Source organism: Planctomyces sp. SH-PL14 (assembly GCF_001610835.1).
Classification (GTDB): Bacteria; Planctomycetota; Planctomycetia; order Planctomycetales; family Planctomycetaceae; genus Planctomyces_A.
In genome coordinates this window covers 4,799,353-4,818,116 of sequence record NZ_CP011270.1, presented here as the reverse complement: position 1 = coordinate 4,818,116, position 18,764 = coordinate 4,799,353, and the positions used below count along the sequence as shown (strand labels likewise).

Genomic DNA, 18,764 nt, shown 5'->3' with positions numbered 1-18,764 from the left:
CCGCGGACGGGGAAACGGGAGGGGAACCAATCCCCGCCGCCTCCACCGCGGCGAAACACCGGACCCCGGACCAACGTTGTCAGGTTACCCCAAGCCGAAAGGGCTTCAATCGCCCGTTCCCCTGATCGGGCCGAAAATTAGGATGTTCGTCGGAATGAGGCTGGATCGATCTTGCGATCCGGCCGGCCTATCCTGTCGGACGCTCCCTTCCCGGCTCTCAGCCTCCAGCCCGCAGGCGCTCATCATGTCCTCCGACTCTGCCGCCCCCGCCCCCGCCGCTGCCCCGGCCCCGTTCCGATTCGTCGGGATCAACTTCGACCACATGCACATGGGGGACCTGCTCCGGAAGGTCCACGAGCATCCCGGGGCGGAGATCGCCGGGATCTGCGATGCCGACCCGGCCCGGATGCAGAAGGTCATCGAGAACTTCCAGATCCCGCCCGAGCGGGTGTTCACGGACGTCAAGACCTGTCTCAAGGCGGTGAAGCCGGACGCCGCAATCCTCTGCCCGGCGACGGGGCGGCATGCCGAGTACGTAGAGCTGGTCGCGCCGCACAAGGTTCATCTGCTTGTGGAAAAGCCGTTCGCAGCGTCGCTCAAGCATGCGGACCGGATGATCGCGGCGGCCAAGGCGAACAAGGTCCGGATGGCGATCAACTGGCCGATCCGCTGGTCCCCGTGTCATGTCACGGCCCACCGGCTGGTGAGCGAGGGGTTGATCGGCCAGCTCGAAGAGGTCCACCACTATGGTGGCAATCGCGGTCCGCTGTGGCATTCGGCGGACAAGGTGGAGCTGACGCCGACCGACGCGATGAAGCGGAAGAGCTGGTTCTACAAAAAGGGCGAGGGGGGCGGTTCGCTGCTCGATTACCTGGGATACGGGGCGACGTTCGCGACGTGGTATCACGGCGGGAAGAAGCCGCTGGAGGTGACGGCGGTGACGCATGGCTCGGCCGGGCTGGAGGTGGACGAGCACTCGATCGTTGTCTGTCGGTACAAGGTGGGGCTCTCGAAGCTGGAGACCCGGTGGGGGACGTTCACGGATCCCTGGACGCACCAGCCGCAGCCGAAGTGTGGATTCATCCTGAAGGGGACGGCGGGGACGATCAGCAGCTTTGATTATTCCGAGACGTTGCGGGTGCAGACGGCGGAGTGTCCGGAGGGGCGGGACGTTCCGGTCGATGTTCTGGAGGCGCCGTTCCGGAATCCGATCGAGTATTTCGTGCATGCGGTCCGGAACAAGGTGCCGTTCGAGGGTCCGCTCAGTCCGAAGATCTCGCGGGTTGGTCAGCAGATTGTGGACACGGCGGTGAAGAGTGCGGAGAAGAAGAAGACGATCAAGCTGCTGGAGTAAGGGCGAGGCTGTTGGCTAACCGGGTCCAGGGGCACCCTGGTGGGGGATGCAAGGGGGCAACGCCCCTTTGCCCGCCGGAGGCCTGGCCGTCGAGAGATGCCTGAAGGAGATCGTGTCCAAGCGCGGACAACGTGCCGTATGCCCCTCACCAACCCGCGGGGATTGCAAAGCGAGTGGTGAGTTCTCGACGCCGGCTGCCCAAAGCGGACGTCCGTTGCTTACCACGGTTCCTCACGCAAGCGCCTCCGGCGGCAAGGGGACCTGTGTCATTCTTTTGGCCCCCTGACCCCAGCAGCCGCCGCGCGTTAGGTTTGAGCTGGCATAGCCGCGCCTGCAAGGACGCCGTTCAAGCCGCCGCAAAAACAAAAACGCCCGCCGTAAGGCGGGCGTTGAGCATTATCAATCATCGCAACCAATCAAACGGCCGCTTCCTTACGAACCTTGATCTGCTTCACCAGCGATTCGACTTCCGCAATCGCCGCGTACTGCTGCTTACGCTCCGCATCGACCGCTTCATCCCAATCCATCGCATCGAGAGCGACCGAGCTGCGAACATAACGAAGTCCCCGCAAAAGGATCTCGTGCTGCGCGGCCGTCATCTCCAGGGTCATTTCACTCATCAGACTCACCGATATCGGAAAGGGAAGATCAGTGCAGCGACCTCGCGTCCTTCCCTGACGGCGTCCAATCGTACTGCAGCGAATCGGGATTCTCAATCTCCCGCCCCGTCTCATGAGGCGGTCCAACTCAAACTCGTCAAGCCCGACCTGCGGTCAAAATCTGACCGCACAACAGGCCGACATCACTTCATCGAATGCCGCGAACCGTTTTCTTTGAAGACCTTGCGACGCGTCGCACGCCGGTTGCGATCCACCAAGACGGTGCCACCGGCAATTCTTGCCGCGCTCCGAAAAAATCAAGGGGATTCACGGAAAACCAGCGAGTCAGACCGCCGAACCGTTGGCTCCCGCCTTGGCTCGCATCTGCCCCTTCAGAAACGCGTCCGCCATCGCCTTGGGAACGTCCGCTTCGGCCAACACGACCGCCGCTCGGTTCTCCTGCGTCAGGGCCTGCATTTCCTGTTCCCGGGCAACGGCTTCTGCCCGCCGCTGCTCCGCCTTCGCCCGCGCGACCCGGACGTCCGCCTCGGCCTGATCGGCCTGAAGCCGGGCTCCCACATTGTCGCCAACGTCAATATCCGCAATGTCGATCGAGACGATCTCGTACGCGGTCTGGCTGTCGAGGCTCTTCCGCAACACCGCCTGGGCAATCAGCATCGGGTTGGCGAGAACGTCCTTGTGCGACGCGCACGAGCCGATCGCCGAGACGATCCCTTCGCCGACGCGGGCGATGACCGTCTCTTCGGTCGCCCCGCCGATGAGCTGGCTGAGGTTCGTCCGGACCGTCACGCGGGCGCGGGCTTTGAGCTGAATTCCATCCTTGGCCACTCCGTCCAGGGTCGACTTTCCCTGCTTGGAGTCCGGGCAGTCGATGACGCGGGGATCGACGCTGGTCCGCACGGCGTCCAGGACGTCGCGTCCCGCGAGGTCGATCGCCGAGGCGGTGTCCCAGTCGAGATCGATCCGGGCCCGGTGGGCGGCGATCAACGCCCGGACCACGCGCTGCACGTTGCCGCCGGCCAGATAGTGGGCTTCCAGAGCCCCTGTGGAAATGTCCTGCAGGCCGGCCTGCACGGCACTGATCTTGGCGTCAACGATCGTGTTCGGATTCACCTTCCGCAGGGACATGAAGACGAGGGAAGCCGGGTTGATCCGGGCTCGTGTCACGAAGGCCCGCAGCCACAGCTTGAAGTACTTCGCGAAGATGATCGTGAAGATGATCAGCAGCAGGACCAGGAACACCAGTCCGGCAAACACGAAGATGTACCACGGACTCATGTTGCGTCCGGGTGCCTGTGCGAGGAGCGGGTTGTGGAGGATGCCGGTCAGCAAAGCCCTGACTCCTTGCGAAGGAACAGCGGGGTCAGCCGCCCCGAGACGACTCGCGGTTTTTCAACGTTGCGATTGTAAGGGTGACCCATTGAATTGCAATTTGGGGAACTCCGGGGGACCAGGAGGCTCCTTGGCGGCACGGGTCAGGTATGGGGAAGGAACGGGAGTGGGGTGGGCGCGGATCACTCCATCTGGGAAGTGCCCTCGTCCCGAACACTGTTCTGGCCGGCACGGCTTTGCTCGTTCAAACCCAACGTGCGACGGCAGCCTGGGCCTAGGGGCCAAAAGAATGACACAGGCCCCCTTGCATCCCCCACCAGGGTGCCCCTGGACCCCGATACTGGCTGGCGTTTTCACCCGCCGGAACTGACGATAGATCCTTCCTCGAAACTTCACCAACGGCGCTCCCCCATGCTGAAGTTGTGTCGCCCCCTCATCCCCCTGGCACTCCTGCTGGCCGCGATCGCCACAAGCCATGGATGCCGCGAACAACCCGCCCCCGCGCCCTCACCTGCCCCTCCGCCAGGGCCCTCGACCTCCCTGCCTCCCGGTTCCGAAGCCGCCCGACCGTCCCCGTCCCCCGCGGCCACCTCGAGTCCGACCACACGCCTCGCCTTCCGGGACAGGACCCAGGACGCCGGCGTCTCCTTCGTCTACCACGACGACCAGGAAGCGGGCCGGTTCGCCATCCTGGAAATGCTCGGCGGCGGACTCGCCCTCCGCGACTTCGACCGCGACGGCCAGCTCGACCTCCTGGCGACCGGCGGAGGACGCTACACCGGCCCGCGGGAACTGGAAGGACGCCCCCTCGGCTACTTCCGCGCCCGCTCGGCCTGGCACTACACCCCTGCCACCGAGGCGGCGCAGCTCCCCACATCGCGGTACTACTCGCACGGCATCGCCGCGGCCGACACCGACGAGGACGGATTCACCGACGTCCTGATCACGGGCTACGGAGGAGTGCAGGCGCTGCGGAACCTCGGCGACGGAACGTTCCTCGACGTCACGGAGGAGAGCGGCCTCGACGATCCGTTCTGGAGCAGCAGCGCCGCCTGGACCGACCTCAACAACGACGCGATCCTCGATCTCTATGTGGCCCACTACGTGGACTGGTCATTCGACAACGACCCGTTCTGCCCCGGCCCCAAAGGAGCCCGAGAAGTCTGCCCCCCGCGGCGCTACGACGGCCTGCAGGACGCCGTGTTCTTCGGGAAAGGGGACGGAACCTTTGAGAACGTCACGGAGAAAGTGGGGCTGCGGAAAGACGGCAAGGGGCTCGGCTGCATCACGGCCGACTTCGACCTCGACGGCGACCAGGACGTCTACGTCTCCAACGACACCGTCCCGAGCTTCTTCTACCGCAACCGGGGCGACGGAACGCTCGAAGATCTTTCCCTCCTCAGCGGCACCAGCCTCAGCGCCGAAGGGACTGCCAACGGCAGCATGGGGATCGACGTCGCCGACTTCAATCGGGATGGAAAGCCCGACCTCTGGGTCTCCAACTACGAGCGGGAGACGTTCGGCCTCTATCGGAACACGGGGGGCTGCTTCTTCGAACACGCCAGCCGCTCCACGGGGCTCGCGGCCGTCCCCAGCCTCTACGTCGGATGGGGAACGATCTTCAGCGACTTCGACCTCGACGGCGACGAAGACGTCTTCGTCTCGAACGGCCACGTCCTCCGCTACCCGGTCAACTCGCCGACGCACCAGCTTCCGCTCATCTTCGATTTCTCGGGAACACGGTTCCTGAACGTCGCCGAGCAGACGGGTGACTACGGCCGCAGCCCCCACATGGGCCGAGGCGTGACCGCCGGCGACCTGGACGACGACGGCGACGTCGACCTGGCGATCTCCCACATCAACGACCCGCTGGCACTGCTCGAGAACACCTCGGACTCCGCCGGCCGCCATTGGCTGAAGATCCGGCTCGTAGGGAGAGAGACAAACCGGGAAGCGGTCGGAGCCCTGGTCTCCCTCACCCTGAGCGACGGAACGCGGCTCACGCGGCAGGTGAAAGGAGGGGGGAGCTACGCCTCGACCGTCGACCCCTGCCTGCACTTCGGCCTCGGAACAGCGGACACGTCCGCTCCGAGCCGGCTCGAAGTCCGCTGGCCCGGAGGATCGCCGGAAACGGTCGAAGTCCATCCGGTCGACCGCTCGATCACGATCGTCCAGGGCCTCGGAGCGCTCTGACGGACGTCCGCCGCCCGGCCCTGCCCCCCGCCGCCACAAGTCCGTCGGCGGCGAACGGGAACTACTCGGGACGGGGCCGCTTCGCCCGCTCACTGCGGAGCTGCGTCAGCTTGGCCGACATCTCTTCCGCCGGCCGGGCGCTCTGGGCGACGCCGTCCGGGAGCATCGTCACGCCGCCAATGAGCGCCACGATCGCCCGCCCCGCCTTCCGGGAGCTGTAGGCCGAGGGCATCGACTTCGGAGCATGGCCGGTCGCCACCGGCATCTTCGCCGGATCGAGGAGAGTCTCCATCGACCAGCCGGCCCGCGCCGACAGCCGGTACTCCTGGCACAGCGTCGCCACGACCGCGAGGTCGAACAGGTTCTGGAGCTCGGCGAACACAAGGTGCTCGCGGGCCAGTTCGGGGATCAGGTCGGTGAACTGCTTCGAGAACGCCTCGGTCGACTTCCGCTTGAACGGCGCGTCGCGGCGGTTCCCTTCGACGTCGGAGATCTGGTCCTGCGAGAGGACCTGGAGCCGCTGCCCCTGGATATGGAATGCCAGCTTGTCCGGCGACATCTCGATCGGCTCGTAGAGCGGCGAGAACCACCACCGCTGGATCGCGTTGGCCCCTGGCGCCGTCAGGGCGAGGTTCGACTTGAACCCCTTGACGCCGGCCGCCTCGAAACCGAGCGCCAGCCGCTTCATTCGAAAGTCCGCCGCCACCATCACCTGCCCGAAGTGCGTCTCCGGTGGCACGCCCCAAACGCGGACATCCTGCATGCCCAGCAGGCGAGCCATCTCTTCGAACCGCCGATGGGCCTCGTTGGCGAGGGCCGGCGTGTTGTTCTGACGCAGGAAGTCCTGCAGCTTCGCCATGTTGTCCGGGACCGGGTCGATGGAGCAACCCATCGTCCGCTCTCCCGACTTCACGGCCCGGAAGGCGACGACGAGGTCCGACCACATAATGACCGGCCGGCCGGACTCGAGTCCCACCATTGTCCCGGACGCATCAGGCCCGAACCCTTCGGCCGGCCCCGCCAGGCAGACGTCCTTGTTCTCTTCGTCGACGAAGACGTAGTCGATCCGTGTCAGTCCCGAGAGATACTCGAGGGCCGGCGACACCGGCTTGCCGGCGGCATGGAGTGCGGCAATCTTCTCCTCGACTTCGACGAGCGATACGACCCGCAGCTCGCTCGCCTCGACGATCCCGGCCGGGATCCGCTCCTTGGCGAACGCCTCGCGGCGCTTCTTCGAGACGGTCGCCGACTCCCGCTTCGCCTCGGCGGGGCGGATCACTCCCGACGGATCGATCAGAATCCCCCCGGGATTGTTGTTGGGGGGATTCTGCTGCGCGAAGGCAAACGAAGCGGCTGCGCTCAAACCCCACAGGGCGAGCGCCGCGAAAGCAGTCTGGCGGAACATGGAACGAACTCCGGGCTCGAAACGGTCGGATTCGACGTCGGCGCCGGAGTTCGTTTTCCTGGCCGCTACATCGATCCGACGATCCTGGTCAAAAGGGCGAGCGAGGCCTGAGCCTCCTCGACCGTCATCGTCATCGGCGGGCTGACCCGCAGGACCTTCTGGGACAGAGGGCCAAGGAGATGGATCCCATCGCCCCCCACCTCGCCGAGGTAACAGCGGCGGACCACTTCCATCGCCGTCTGGTGGGGCGTCATCCCCTTGTAGGCGGCACATTCAATGCCGAACACCATCCCCTCGCCGCGGACCTTCGCCACGACGCCGGTCGACTTCAGGCCGACCAGGGTGTCGAGGATCAGCTTCGACAGCTTGCGGGAATGGGCCATGACGTCGGTCGACTCGAATTCGTCGAGCGTCGCCAGGACCGAGGCGCAGGCGACCGGGTTACAGCTCCAGGTGTCGGAGCCTTCGCCGTAGGTCAGGCTGGCCATGATGTCCGCCCGGCCGACCGCCGCGGCGACCGGCATCCCGTTCCCGAGACCCTTGCCGAGGCAGACGATATCGGGCTCAATGCCGTACTTCGTGTAGGCGTACACCTCGCCGGTCCGGCCGAAGTTGGCCTGGATCTCGTCGAAGATCAGGATGATGTCGTGCTGCCGGCACCACTCCTGAAGCATCAGGTGATACTCCTTCGGCGGATGGAAGCTCCCTCCCCCGCCCAGATACGGCTCGGTGATCAAAACATTCAGCCGGTTTCCGAATTCTTTCCAGAGGGCGTCCAGTTCCCGGCGATAGGGGGCCAGGTCGACCGGCTGGCCGTAACGGCTGACGTCGTCGATCTCCTCGCGCGGGAAGCCCACGAACTTGACCCGCGGGTCGCGGTCCGTATCCGACTCCGATCCCGTGACGGCTCCGGCGAGGCCTTTTTTGCCGTGGAACCCGTAGCGGGTGGCGACGATCAGGTCGCGGGACTTGTCGCGGTGGAGGCAGGCCCACAGCGCCTTCTGGACCGCCTCGGAGCCGCTGGCGGCCCACAGGACGGTCTCCATCCGCTTTCCGCCCTTCTCACCCTGCATGTTGCGGATGAGCCGTTCGACCGACTGCGATTCGACCTCCGTCATCGCGTTGTAGGCGGTCAGCGGGACGGCAGAGAAATACTCCCCTTCGGCCGCGGTGGGGCCGGAGATGTGTTCCGGCTTCCAGCCCATGTAGGCGGCAAACCGCTGCATCCAGCGGCGGGGGTTGTGTCCGAGGTTGGAGACGAGCACGCCCGACGTGAAGTCGTACAGCCGCCGTCCTTCCGGCGTCCAATGGAACGTGCCGGCTGAGCGGGCGATGACGAGCTGGCTGGGGGTCAGTGTCCGCTGGGCGACCGGCTCCTTGTGCGTCAGGACCGAGCGGTGCGCATTCGACTTCGGCTCATTGGCGAACGAGATCGGCTCGACAGGCTTGCGGGCGGGCGCGGAGACAGGAGCGGGGGCGGTGGAGGGAGCGGCGGGAGCAGTCGCAGGGACGGACATAACACTTCGGTCCAGGTGGGAGACGTCACGCGAGCGAAATGGAAGTGTAACCGCACCCATCGGTGACAATCCATACCGGTGGCGTTGAGGGAAGGCGGAAGGCAGAGAGTTGGTGGCGACGGTCGGACCGCGTGCCGGGCCGACGGGGTCCCCATCGCAACCCAACGTCGCTGGCCCACCGGGTCCCGGGCGGATCCCCTGGTGGCGTGCAGGGGCCAGTGTTGTTTTCTTGGCCCTGCCCGCCGGAGACACTTCCCTGGGGAACGGTCCAAGCGCCCCTCGGCTCCCTGACGCGGGAGATCCATCCGACTCGACGGAACTTCGATGAACCGTTTGTCCGGAACGTCCGTTGTCCGCTGCACATGAGCTCGGCGCTCGACCGATACTCCCTTTCTCTGAGCACGATGTTCGGATTCCTTCGATCGTCCCGCGATCATCGGGTTTGGCGGCAGGCGTATGCCCGATGCTGCCAGGGGCTCCGGCGCGACTACGGATTGCGGGTCGTCCCGTGGCTCAGTTACGAGGCGGTCGCCCTGTACCTGGCCGCGATGGATGTGCGAGCGGTCCCGCCGCCGGGGGAGGCGTGGCCGACGTGCTGTCGACTCCGTTCGATTCCACGAAGAGCGGCGGCACCGGATCGGGCGGTCGTGCGGTACTGTTCCGCGGCGGGAGTCCTGCTGGCGGGGATCAAGATGGAGGATGACCTCCGCGATGATCCGACCCTGGCAGCGCGGATGCGGGCGCGGATGCTCCGCGGCTCCGTCCGACGGGCGGAGGCGGAACTCAACGCGATCTCGCCGGGGCTGGTCGAGCGGCTGCGGGGTGAGGTCACGCGGCATATCGCGATGGAAGCGAGTCGGGAACTCGTGACGCTCGATGCCATCGTGGCGCCGACCTCGCGAGCCTTCGGACTGCTGTTTGAAGGGGTCGCGGGATGTTGTCCCTCGCCCACCGATGAGGACCGTGCGGCGCTTCGCCGACTGGGTGAGCGACTCGGCTCGGCGATCATCCGCTTCGACTGCGCAGTCGATCGGGAACGGGATGCGCGTCGCGGTGAGTTCAATCCGCTCCGTTCAGCCGAGGAGGGGGAAGACTCGTACGATGCGGCGCTCGAGGACCTGCATGACGCCGGGACGGCGTGGCGGATGCATGTCGGTTCACGCTCGGAGATCGCCACGCTGCTGGAGCGGCGGATCGAGACGTTGCTGCGTCGTTCCCTGCCCTCCACTTCGAACCGTGGTGCGATCGCGGAGCAGTGCCAACTTCGCCGCGATCGGCGGTCGGTCTATGCCCACATGAATGTGTGCGCGGTGTTTGAGTGCCTGGAGTGCTGCGTCGGATTCGCCGACTGCATGACCTGCTGTGCCCCTTCCCGCTCGCATGGCTGTGACTGCGGAACGTCGACGGGATGCGGATGCGCGTTCTGCGATGACCTAAGTTCCTCCTCTTCGACGAAAACGGCGGACGATCCCGAAGAGCCGTTCATCGGCCGCAAGGGGAAGTGCATCACGGCTCTGGCGCCGCGGGGGATGATCCGCATCGGCGGTGTCCGGCGGCGCGCGGAGACGAACGGAGAGACTCTCGCGAAGGGGACGCGGGTCATCGTGATTGCGGCGGAGTCGAACGGCCTGATCGTGAAGCGGGCCGACAAAGAAGAATGATTGTCATGAAGAGCTCATGAGAAGTTGTCCGGCACAAGCGGCCGGTGGATCGTGTCAAGACTTCTTGGCGCGCCCCGCACGAGGAGCGCAATACGGCCAATCGTGACAGACCGGCAAGCTTGCCCAGTTCCGTTCGCCAACTGTCCAGCCTCACGGCCTCTTGAGAACCGGCACAGCCGTTCAGGAGTCGTCCTGTTGAAGGTCGCTTCGACCTAACAAACTCTTTGGATTGCAGCGGTCAAACCTGAGGTCGGAATGAATCTCCGTCCTCCAGATGACGGATGCGTGAGCTGCCGCTGATATCAGCCGTTATCGAGCTATCAATCTCGGGAAAACGAATGAAGTCGCCTCAGTCAAATCGAGGCATGTTGCGATAATCTCCGGTGAACCTTCGCCAACGCGCTTGGGTCTTCCATCGTGTTCTCCAACGAGACCGCGATGTCGATGAGCCGGTCCTTCTCACGCGAGCTTCCGCAAGACGAGCTGACGCACGAGTGGACCAGACCGATCCGGTCAGGCAGATCCTTTTGACGATCGGTTCACGCGCCGCCCGGCGCGTCCCCCCATGGTGCCCTCCCTCCTGCCTGGCACCGACCGCGACCTTTTCAGTGAAGTCCGTAATGTCCCAAGTTTCCAAAATCCGTCCCGCCTGGGTCTCCACCCACCGCCGCCTGGAAGACGATCTCCTCGAACGCCTCGCCCGTCAGGAAGCCGTGCAGACGATCGTCCGTCGCCGCAGCCAGTTCCGGATCCGATTGACCGCTCTGGCCCTCGCGTTCGCCACGGTGCTCGTGGCCGTGGGATGTGCGATCCGGTGACTCGTCCGGCCGCAGGGCCGCGCTGTCCGCTTGTTGTTGAGAGTGACGTCTGAATCTTGAGAGCCGAAGCGGTCAATCCGCTTCGGCTCTTTGTCTTTTCTGGCGGCGTCAGTCGGCTCGCGTCAGGCGGATGCGATGAATGCCCGCGGGCCGGAGCACAATCGTCGCTTTGGGCTCGGGCCGGGGGCCGTCGACGGGGGACCAGTCGAACCGGCGGATGAGCCGGGCCAGGACCGTCCGCATCTCCACGAGCGCGAACTCCTGTCCGATGCAGACGTGCGGTCCCGCCAGGAACGGGAACAGGGCGCCGCGCGGGATCTGATCTCGACGTCCATCGGCGAACCGTTCCGGATCGAAGCGGCCGGGGTCGGGCCAGACTTCCGGGTGCCGCTGCGTCAGGTAAGGGGAAACGAGGATCGGTGTGCGGGCCGGGACCGTGAAACCGCCGAGCTCGACCTCCTGCGTCGCTTCGCGGATCACGCCCCAGACTGGGGGATAGAGACGCAGGCTCTCCTCGATCACCCGCCGGACGAGATCGAACCGGTCGAGGTCCAGAGCCGAAACGGATGCGTCGTCTTCGGATGAACTCTCGGCCCGCAGACGCTCACGCAACTCCGGATCGTCTGCGAGGACGAGGAGAATCCAGGTCAGCGCCATCGCGGTCGTCTCGTGCCCTGCGAGCAGGAACGCGAGGACGGTGCTGCGGACCTCGTCGTCGGAGAGAGATGTCTTGCTCTCGGCGTCCTGCGCGATGAGCAGGCGCGAGAGGAGATCATCGTGCTCGGCCGTTCCACTTCCGCGGTGCTGTTCACTGCGGCGGCGAGTGATGATCCCGGCCACGATGGCGTTCAGTTCGGCGAGCGTTCGCCGGAACTCGCGGTTACGCCGGGTCGGCACCCACGTCGGTGGAGAGGTGGCGATGTGGTTGAAGCGGTACTCGAGATAGGACTGGGCGATCTCGAACGCCGGGGCGATCGCCTGCTCTTCCTTCCCGATCTCCTGGCCGAACAGCGTGCGGGTGGCGATGGAGAGCGTGAGCCGCGCCATCTCGTGATGGACGTCCAGCGCCTGTCCCGCGGCACAGGCCTCATCCCAGCGTCGCTCCATTTCCCGCGTTGCGGTCTCCATGACACGGGCGTAGTTCGCGAGGCGGCCGCGGGCGAAGGCCGGCTGCGAGAGGCGGCGGTGCCGCAGCCACTCGGGGCCGTCGGTGACGACGAGGTTCGCTCCCATGAGCCGGCGGAGGAGACCGTAGTGCCAGCCGCGGACGAAGAGCTTGGCGTCGTCGATCAGGATCCGGCGGACGAACTCCGGATGGACGGCGACGTGCAGTAGGGTCGGGCCGATCCGGATGCGGATGAGGTCGCCGAACCGGTCGCGGGCGGAGGAGAAGTAGGCGAGCGGATCGCGGAGCATGCCGCCGAACTCCCCCCAGGGGAGCGGCAGCCACTGCGAGACTCCGGGAGCGATGCGGGGGCTGGGCATGGGATCGAGGAGGCGCGTCTCGGGACGAGTCTCTCTCGTACGCGGAACTCATCCGGGATGCAAAGGCAATCGGCCTTCGTCCGCCGAACCGGGCCGGAGCCGAGGCGACATCGAAGGACACGATGTCGCCTCATGCGGTTGCCGTCAGCCTTCGTCGCCGGAGGGGCCGTACATGCCCGGGACCGGGATGTCGTTGAGCCGGAGGTAGACGCAGAGGTGGGCGCGGTGGTGGATGAGGTGGTTCAGCACGAAGCTGCGGACGACCGCTCCCTTGGGCAGGGTGACGATGACCTCGCCCGCCTGGAGGAGGGACCACATCTTGCCGAGCTCTTCGTCCTTCACTTCCTGGATCGCCTTGCGGGCGGTGGCGACGTTCTTGTCGAAGAAGTCGAGGACTTCCTGGCGGGTGCGGAAGGTGGGGAACTCGTATTTGGGGCCGTCGACGGGGGCGAAGTCCCAGGTGTCCTGAAAGAGCGAGCCTTCGACCCAGCCGGGGATCTCGGCGACGTGGTTGGCGTTCCAGCCGATGGTGTTCGACTTGGGGTGGCACTTCCAGTCCCATTTGTCTTCGGGGACGCGTTCCAGGACTTTGCGGGTGCTGGCCATTTCCTGGTCGAATTCGGGGAGGATGGTGTCGGCATAGCTCATGGGCGGACCTCGGAGAAGTAAGGTGGATCGGCCAAAGTGTACAGACGAACACACCCAACACAAGAGGTCATGGCGGCGTCATTCGAAGACGCGCCGATTGGGGTCCAGGGGGCTACCCCTGGTGGGGAGTGCAGAGGGGCCTGTGTTGTTTTTCTGGCCCTTTGCCCGCCGGAGGCTTGGCCGTCGAGAGATGTCTGAAGGAGTGTGTGTCCAAACGCGGACACCGTGCCGGATGCCCCCTCACCAACCCGCGGGGATTGCAAGGCGAGGGGTGAGTTCTCAACGCCGGTTCCACAAAGGGGACGTCCGTCGCTTACCACGGTTCCTCATGGAAATGCCTCCGGCGGCAAGGGGGCGTGGCCCCCTTGACCCCAGGCTGCCGGGGCACGTTGGGTTTGAGCTATGAGAGCCTGTCCGGCCAGGACGCGTTTCGAGTTGTCAGACTGCGGCCCGTCGCGCGGGACTGTCCCGCTCAATATGCTCCATCCCACATCCACCCGCCGTCGGCAACATCTTGTGCGGACTGCACCGCCCCTCCGGATTAAACGCCTTCCGCAACTCCTCCATCACGGCGATATCGGCCCGAGAGAACAGGAAGTGCCGGTGCTCCGTCTCCGCACACCCTCCTTCGGGCGGACACATGAAGCTGATCTTCTCCACCCCGATCCCATGCTCGCCCGTCACGCTCCCGCCCAGCTCAATACACTTCGACAGGATCGCATCCCCCGCCTCAATCACCCGCCGCGTCTGCTCCGCATCCCGTTCATCAAACAGCAGGATCGGATGAATGTTCCCATCCCCCGCATGAAACACGTTCACAATCCGCAACCCATACTTCTCACTGGTCGCAGTGATGAACTCCAGAATCTCCGGCAGCTTGGTCCGCGGAACCACCCCGTCCTGCGTGCAGTAACTCGGACTCAACCGGCCAATCGCCCCGAACGCCTGCTTGCGGCACTTCCACAACAGCAGCCGCTCCTGCGGCGTATTGGCGGTCCGGACCTCGCGGGCTCCGCTGGTCTTGCAGAGGTCAATGATCTTCCGGGCCTCTTCATCAACGCCGACCTCCAGGCCGTCGACCTCGATCAGCAGCACCGCGCCGGCATCGAGCGGGAACCCGAAGTGAAACGCCGCCTCGAGCGCCTCGATGATCCCCTGGTCCATCATCTCCAGCGCCGCCGGCACGATCCCCGCCCCGATGATGGCGCTGATCGCCTCGGTCGCGGCCCGGACACTCTCAAACACGCCGAGCATCGTCCGATAGGCAGCCGGATCGCGGGTCAGCCGGACCCACGCCTTGGTGCAGATGCCGAAAGTCCCCTCGCTCCCGACATAGAGGCCCGTCAGGTCGTAGCCCGGCGCCTCCTCGGTCGGTCCGCCGAACTGGACCACTTCGCCATCCGGCAGCACGACCTCGACACCGAGAATATGGTTGACCGTCACACCGTACTTGAGCGTATGCGGTCCGCCGGAGTTGGTGGCGACGTTCCCGCCGATCGTGCAGGCCCCCTGGCTGGAGGGGTCCGGAGCGTAGTGGTAACCGGTCCCCTTGAGCCGGTTCGTGAGATGAACGTTGACAAGCCCCGGCTCGACGATGGCGTAGCGGTCCCGGACGTTCACCTCCAGGATCTTCTTCATCCGGGTCAGGCAGATCATGACCCCGCCGCCGACCGGCAGCGTCCCACCGGCGAGGCTCGTTCCGGCCCCGCGGGGAACGAACGGCACCCCCGCGGCATTGCAGGCCCGGACCACCTGGACCACCTGCTCCGTCGAAGTCGGGAAGACGACGACATCCGGAGCCTTCTTCTCGACAACGTAGCCGTCGCACTCATAGACCAGGAGCTCGTCCTGGCCGACGATCAGGCCGTCGGCCCCCACGATCGCTTCGAGCTGGCTGGTGAGAGACGTTTCCACTGCGATCATCCCATCGGTCTCGAGGTCCGCCGCAGGTCGGCCGGCTCCCCTCCCCGGACGACCTTCCGGCCCGAGGTGGGGAACGACTCCCCCTTGCGACGCGCTGCGCCGGTCGGTCCCGCGATCAGAAGCTCCCCGACGGCTTGGCGGGCGCGCCGGGCTGCTGTCCGGCCTTCGGCTTGGTCGGGGCGGTCGCCGGGAGGACGAGCTGCTCCATCGTTTTGGTCAGCCGCTCAATCAACTTGTTGGCATCCCGCATCCGCGCGGGATAGAGGCACAGGATCACGACCTGGGCCTTGTTGCTCCGCCCGACCGGGACTTCGTAGCGGGCGGCATAGCCGACGCGGGGGGGCATGACCTCCGGCGACTCCGGCGGAACGAGCCGGGCCCAGTCGTAGGTCTTGGTCGGCGTGTAGGGAATGGTCCCGGCCACCGGGACCCGGGCCATCAGCCAGGCGTTGTCGGCGACTCCGCCGGCCGGCCCCGGGCCGAGCGTGACCTGCAGGCCATCAAGGAGCGCCGCGTCGACGTCGGCGTAGAACTGCGCGGGGCTGCGGCTGTCTTCCGCGGTCGGATCATACTCGAGGAACCGCTGGTGGTTTCCGAGGAGGAACAGTTCGGCAACGTGCCGCGTGCCGTCGTCGAGCTGCACTGGCATCTCCCACTTCCCGAGGAGGCCGGGGAGGTTCGAGACGCGGGTGAACCGGGAGTTGACCCGCTCGTCGGGATCTTCCCCCTTGGGCCGCGGGATCTCGCGGAAGCCGGTCGGGGTCCGCAGCGCGACGCCGTGGGGGCCCGTCCACTTGCGGTCGAGGTTGGCGTTCAGGTCTTCCTGGTAGGCGTAGTAGGCGTTGGCCGCGCGGACGCGGTTCTCGTAGATCTCCTGCCCGCACCCCGAGAGGGCGGCACACAGGCCGAGCAGTCCGAGACTCAGCCACTGCGGACGGCGATAGGCCCGAGCGGGCGGGCGACGCGAGGCCGACGGGGGAGATTCGGCAGGGAGGACGCCGCCGGCGCGGGAGTTCGGTCGAGCGGAGCGCTCCGGAGTCGTCATGGAAATCGTCTCGCCTGGTCTCGGTCGTGCGCTGCGTCAAACAAGTCCGGCCCGCGCGGCGCGTTCCTTGCGACTCTGCGCAAGGCTCCGCCCCGTTCAACAGAGCCATGGGCGATTCTCAGGGGATTCTCGATGAGCGTCAATCGACTTCCTGTGGGAGGGTCGCGCCCGGGTGCATTCGCGAAAGGGTCGTCGCTCACCGGGTCCAGGGGCACCCTGGTGGGGGATGCAAGGGGGCAACGCCCCTTTGCCCGCCGGAGGCCTGGCCGTCGAGAGATGTCTGAAGGAGCCCGTGTCCAAACGCGGACACCGTGCCGTATGCCCCCTCGCCAACCCGCGGGGATTGCAAAGCCAGCGGTGTGTTGTGAAGGAGTCCTCAACGCCGGTACCACAAAGCGGACATCCGTTGTGTACCACGGTTCCTCACAGGAGTGCCTTCGGCGGCAAGGGGTTGCCCCCTTGACCCCGACTGCCGTCGTACGTTGGGTTTGAGCTATCGGAGTCGTGCCGGCAAGGACGGTGTTCTAGTTTCCCACATTGCCCCATTCAGCAGATACGCCTGTCGCGCCCTCCAGAGCCCCCGGCCTTTCCGGCGGCGCGCGATGTGCTGTCATACCGATTCCGGGCGGAACCTCATATTCTCCACTGGCTTCGAGTGCTCGCACCCTGTCCCTGCTGAAACGGAAACTGCCATGGCCGCCGTGTTGACGATCCAGGATCCCTCGACCGGCTCCCAGGCCCTGATCGCCCCCGAGATCGGATTCAACTGCTTCCGCTTCGTGAGCCGCGTCGGCGAACACACCGTCGACGTCCTCGACTCGCTGCCGGACTTCCTGACCGGCGGAAGCCGTCCCACCAAGAGCGGCATCCCGATCCTCTTTCCGTTCCCCAACCGGATCGCCAAGGGGCACTTCCTGTGGGAGGGGAAGGAATACCAGCTCCCGCTGCCGCCGGGCCGGCCCGATGCAATTCACGGGTTCTGCTTCGACCGCCCATGGCGCGTCGAGCACAACGATGAGCGGTCCGCCACCGGCCGGTTCCAGCTCAGCGTCCACGCGCCGGACCTGCTTCCACTCTGGCCGGCCGACTTCATCCTCGATGTCAGCTATGAGGTGATCGGCGCCAAGCTCCACAGCACGCTCCGGGTGACGAACCCGACGACAGTTCCGCTTCCCTGGGGCTTTGGAACCCATCCCTATTTCAAGCTGCCCCTCGCCCCGACGAGCGATCCCACACGGTGCGTCATCCGGGCTCAGGCGAGCCGCCGCTGGCCGCTCGAACAGAATCTCCCCTCCGGCCAGCCGGTCGACGTCCCGCCGGAGGCGGACCTCCGCAACGGGCTCCGTCACGGGAGCGTCGCGCTGGACGACGTCTACACGCACCTCATCCCGGAGCGGAATCAGCACGAGACCTCGATCACCGACGGCGGCCTGACACTGGTTCAGACCTTCGGGATCGAGTTCCGGGAACTGGTCGTCTTCACCCCCCCCGAGCGGCCCAACGTCGTCTGCCTGGAGCCCTACACCTGCACGACGAACGCCATCAACCTGGAGCAGCAGGGGGTGAACGCCGGCTTCAGCGTCTTGGCCCCGGGGGCTTCGTTCGAGTCGTGGATCGCCATTGAAGTCCGCGAGTGACGCCCCGTGCGTTCGGGGTTCGCGGGAGAATCAGGACATGCCGCACACCAATCCGGATCTTCACGGCAGCGCGCCGGACAAGTGCGACACCGCTCTCCTGCTGATCGACGTCATCAACGCCCTCGACTTTCCGGAGGCGGACCAGCTGCTCCCCTTCGCGGTGCCGATGGCGGACCGGATCGCCGCGCTGAAGCGGCGGGCTCAGGCAGAGGGGGTTCCCGTCATCTATGTGAACGACAACTTCGGCCGCTGGCGTTCCGATTTCCGCGCCCTCGTGACCCACTGCCGGCGCCCCGAGAGCCGGGGCCGCGAGATCGTCGAGCGGCTCCTGCCGGACGACGACGACTACTTTATCCTCAAGCCCAAACACTCCGGCTTCTACTCGACCGCTCTCGACACCCTCCTCGACTACCTGGGAACGCGGCGGATTCTCCTGACTGGGGTCGCGGGAAACATCTGCGTTCTGTTCACGGCGAATGACGTCTATATGCGGGATCTCGAGCTCGTCGTGCCGGCGGACTGCGTCGCCTCGAACACGGCGGAAGACAACGACTACGCCCTCGCCCAGATGCGGACCATTCTCAAGGCCGACACACGCCCGTCGGATCAGATCCCGATGCGAAGCCGCCCGTCGGCCCACTGCTGAACCGCCCGCAACCGGAAACCGCTCTCAGCCGGCCCGCGAACTCGGCATCCCCCTCCAGCGGCGGTCGGCACCGTATGTGGCGACGTCGTCCGCCGCGGCAATCAGGTCCGCGCAGCGCTGCCGGACGTCCGATTCCAGATAGGCCCGCTGCGGCTGACCGTGGCCGGGGAGCTGCACGTGGACCGCGGGCGCATCGTGGAGCCGCTCCATCAGCGGCGCCAGCGGGACGTTGAAACGTTGGGACCACGCCTTGGCGCATCCCAGCAGTTCGGACTCTCGATCTTGCATCGCTTGGCTCCTGCGAAGGCTTCCGAGCCTCCGCGGGAATCGTACGGCCGCCCCAACTGTTCGACGACTCGTTCCTGCCTCCCGTGACGCGGGAGACATCGGATTCCGCCAGGCCCCGGCCCCCCGAGATCGAACGAAACAGTTTGACTCCCCGGATGGGTTCGAGTGAAATGGGGGGTTGACGAGCCAGGC

The 18,764-nt window shown here is 65.9% G+C and carries 15 protein-coding genes; 6 read left to right on the top strand and 9 right to left on the bottom strand.

Annotation, left to right across the window (positions count from 1 at the left end):
* Positions 1-244 precede the first annotated feature (244 nt).
* Positions 245-1,354: a Gfo/Idh/MocA family protein gene (locus VT03_RS18420; protein ID WP_075097182.1), complete on the top strand. Its 1,110-nt coding sequence runs from the start codon at positions 245-247 to the stop codon at positions 1,352-1,354.
* A 416-nt stretch (positions 1,355-1,770) separates the two neighbouring features.
* Here VT03_RS18420 and VT03_RS18415 read toward each other — a convergent pair whose 3' ends face one another.
* Both VT03_RS18415 and floA read right to left on the bottom strand, forming a co-directional pair.
* Complete coding sequence (locus tag VT03_RS18415) at positions 1,771-1,974, bottom strand: hypothetical protein (protein WP_156514595.1); 204 nt, start codon at positions 1,972-1,974, stop codon at positions 1,771-1,773.
* Between the two features lie 324 nt (positions 1,975-2,298).
* Positions 2,299-3,252, bottom strand: a complete 954-nt coding sequence (gene floA, locus VT03_RS18410; protein WP_075097181.1) for a flotillin-like protein FloA — start codon at positions 3,250-3,252, stop codon at positions 2,299-2,301.
* A gap of 465 nt (positions 3,253-3,717) precedes the next feature.
* Here floA and VT03_RS18405 point away from each other — a divergent pair, with 465 nt between their 5' ends.
* Positions 3,718-5,499 carry a CRTAC1 family protein gene (locus VT03_RS18405; protein ID WP_075094335.1) on the top strand — a complete coding sequence of 594 codons (1,782 nt, stop codon included), beginning with the start codon at positions 3,718-3,720 and terminating at the stop codon, positions 5,497-5,499.
* 61 nt (positions 5,500-5,560) lie between these two features.
* Here the strand turns inward: VT03_RS18405 and VT03_RS18400 are convergent, their stop codons facing one another.
* Positions 5,561-6,904, bottom strand: coding sequence for a DUF1598 domain-containing protein (locus VT03_RS18400; RefSeq protein WP_075094334.1), 1,344 nt, complete (start codon positions 6,902-6,904; stop codon positions 5,561-5,563).
* Between the two features lie 65 nt (positions 6,905-6,969).
* Positions 6,970-8,421, bottom strand: a complete 1,452-nt coding sequence (locus VT03_RS18395) for an aminotransferase class III-fold pyridoxal phosphate-dependent enzyme (RefSeq protein WP_082846335.1) — start codon at positions 8,419-8,421, stop codon at positions 6,970-6,972.
* A gap of 404 nt (positions 8,422-8,825) precedes the next feature.
* Between VT03_RS18395 and VT03_RS18390 the strand changes: the two genes are divergently transcribed.
* Together VT03_RS18390 and VT03_RS18385 are read left to right on the top strand one after the other, a co-directional pair.
* Entirely contained in the window at positions 8,826-10,082 is a 1,257-nt protein-coding gene (locus VT03_RS18390; protein WP_197488993.1) for a DUF5685 family protein, read from the top strand.
* A gap of 620 nt (positions 10,083-10,702) precedes the next feature.
* Positions 10,703-10,900: a hypothetical protein gene (locus VT03_RS18385; RefSeq protein WP_075094332.1), complete on the top strand. Its 198-nt coding sequence runs from the start codon at positions 10,703-10,705 to the stop codon at positions 10,898-10,900.
* Positions 10,901-11,008: 108 nt separating this feature from the next.
* Here VT03_RS18385 and VT03_RS18380 read toward each other — a convergent pair whose 3' ends face one another.
* The 4 genes from VT03_RS18380 to VT03_RS18365 form a co-directional block, all read right to left on the bottom strand.
* On the bottom strand, positions 11,009-12,385 hold the full coding sequence (locus VT03_RS18380) for a cytochrome P450 (protein ID WP_075094331.1): 1,377 nt from the start codon (positions 12,383-12,385) through the stop codon (positions 11,009-11,011).
* Between the two features lie 144 nt (positions 12,386-12,529).
* A complete protein-coding gene (locus VT03_RS18375) occupies positions 12,530-13,033 on the bottom strand; it encodes a DinB family protein (RefSeq protein ID WP_075094330.1) in 504 nt (167 codons plus the stop codon).
* 438 nt (positions 13,034-13,471) lie between these two features.
* Complete coding sequence (locus tag VT03_RS18370; protein ID WP_075094329.1) at positions 13,472-14,956, bottom strand: FAD-binding oxidoreductase; 1,485 nt, start codon at positions 14,954-14,956, stop codon at positions 13,472-13,474.
* A 115-nt stretch (positions 14,957-15,071) separates the two neighbouring features.
* Positions 15,072-16,001 (bottom strand): hypothetical protein, encoded by a 930-nt coding sequence (locus VT03_RS18365; protein ID WP_075094328.1) that lies wholly within the window; start codon positions 15,999-16,001, stop codon positions 15,072-15,074.
* A gap of 692 nt (positions 16,002-16,693) precedes the next feature.
* Between VT03_RS18365 and VT03_RS18360 the strand changes: the two genes are divergently transcribed.
* Together VT03_RS18360 and VT03_RS18355 are read left to right on the top strand one after the other, a co-directional pair.
* Positions 16,694-17,638, top strand: coding sequence for an aldose 1-epimerase (locus VT03_RS18360; RefSeq protein ID WP_075094327.1), 945 nt, complete (start codon positions 16,694-16,696; stop codon positions 17,636-17,638).
* Positions 17,639-17,675: 37 nt separating this feature from the next.
* Entirely contained in the window at positions 17,676-18,284 is a 609-nt protein-coding gene (locus VT03_RS18355; RefSeq protein ID WP_075094326.1) for a cysteine hydrolase family protein, read from the top strand.
* Positions 18,285-18,308: 24 nt separating this feature from the next.
* On the opposite strand, the gene VT03_RS18350 is transcribed toward VT03_RS18355, so the two are convergent.
* The gene (locus VT03_RS18350; RefSeq protein ID WP_075094325.1) at positions 18,309-18,572 is read right to left on the bottom strand and encodes a hypothetical protein; all 264 of its coding nucleotides are present in this window, start codon (positions 18,570-18,572) and stop codon (positions 18,309-18,311) included.
* Positions 18,573-18,764 lie beyond the last annotated feature (192 nt).

Excerpts from the sequence above, each read along its gene's own strand:
- VT03_RS18420 (WP_075097182.1), top strand. The coding sequence starts at position 245 with ATGTCCTCCGACTCTGCCGCCCCCGCCCCCGCCGCTGCCCCGGCCCCG.
- VT03_RS18415 (WP_156514595.1), bottom strand. The coding sequence starts at position 1,974 with ATGAGTGAAATGACCCTGGAGATGACGGCCGCGCAGCACGAGATCCTT.
- floA (WP_075097181.1), bottom strand. The coding sequence starts at position 3,252 with ATGAGTCCGTGGTACATCTTCGTGTTTGCCGGACTGGTGTTCCTGGTC.
- VT03_RS18405 (WP_075094335.1), top strand. The coding sequence starts at position 3,718 with ATGCTGAAGTTGTGTCGCCCCCTCATCCCCCTGGCACTCCTGCTGGCC.
- VT03_RS18400 (WP_075094334.1), bottom strand. The coding sequence starts at position 6,904 with ATGTTCCGCCAGACTGCTTTCGCGGCGCTCGCCCTGTGGGGTTTGAGC.
- VT03_RS18395 (WP_082846335.1), bottom strand. The coding sequence starts at position 8,421 with ATGTCCGTCCCTGCGACTGCTCCCGCCGCTCCCTCCACCGCCCCCGCT.
- VT03_RS18390 (WP_197488993.1), top strand. The coding sequence starts at position 8,826 with ATGTTCGGATTCCTTCGATCGTCCCGCGATCATCGGGTTTGGCGGCAG.
- VT03_RS18385 (WP_075094332.1), top strand. The coding sequence starts at position 10,703 with ATGTCCCAAGTTTCCAAAATCCGTCCCGCCTGGGTCTCCACCCACCGC.
- VT03_RS18380 (WP_075094331.1), bottom strand. The coding sequence starts at position 12,385 with ATGCCCAGCCCCCGCATCGCTCCCGGAGTCTCGCAGTGGCTGCCGCTC.
- VT03_RS18375 (WP_075094330.1), bottom strand. The coding sequence starts at position 13,033 with ATGAGCTATGCCGACACCATCCTCCCCGAATTCGACCAGGAAATGGCC.
- VT03_RS18370 (WP_075094329.1), bottom strand. The coding sequence starts at position 14,956 with ATGATCGCAGTGGAAACGTCTCTCACCAGCCAGCTCGAAGCGATCGTG.
- VT03_RS18365 (WP_075094328.1), bottom strand. The coding sequence starts at position 16,001 with ATGACGACTCCGGAGCGCTCCGCTCGACCGAACTCCCGCGCCGGCGGC.
- VT03_RS18360 (WP_075094327.1), top strand. The coding sequence starts at position 16,694 with ATGGCCGCCGTGTTGACGATCCAGGATCCCTCGACCGGCTCCCAGGCC.
- VT03_RS18355 (WP_075094326.1), top strand. The coding sequence starts at position 17,676 with ATGCCGCACACCAATCCGGATCTTCACGGCAGCGCGCCGGACAAGTGC.
- VT03_RS18350 (WP_075094325.1), bottom strand. The coding sequence starts at position 18,572 with ATGCAAGATCGAGAGTCCGAACTGCTGGGATGCGCCAAGGCGTGGTCC.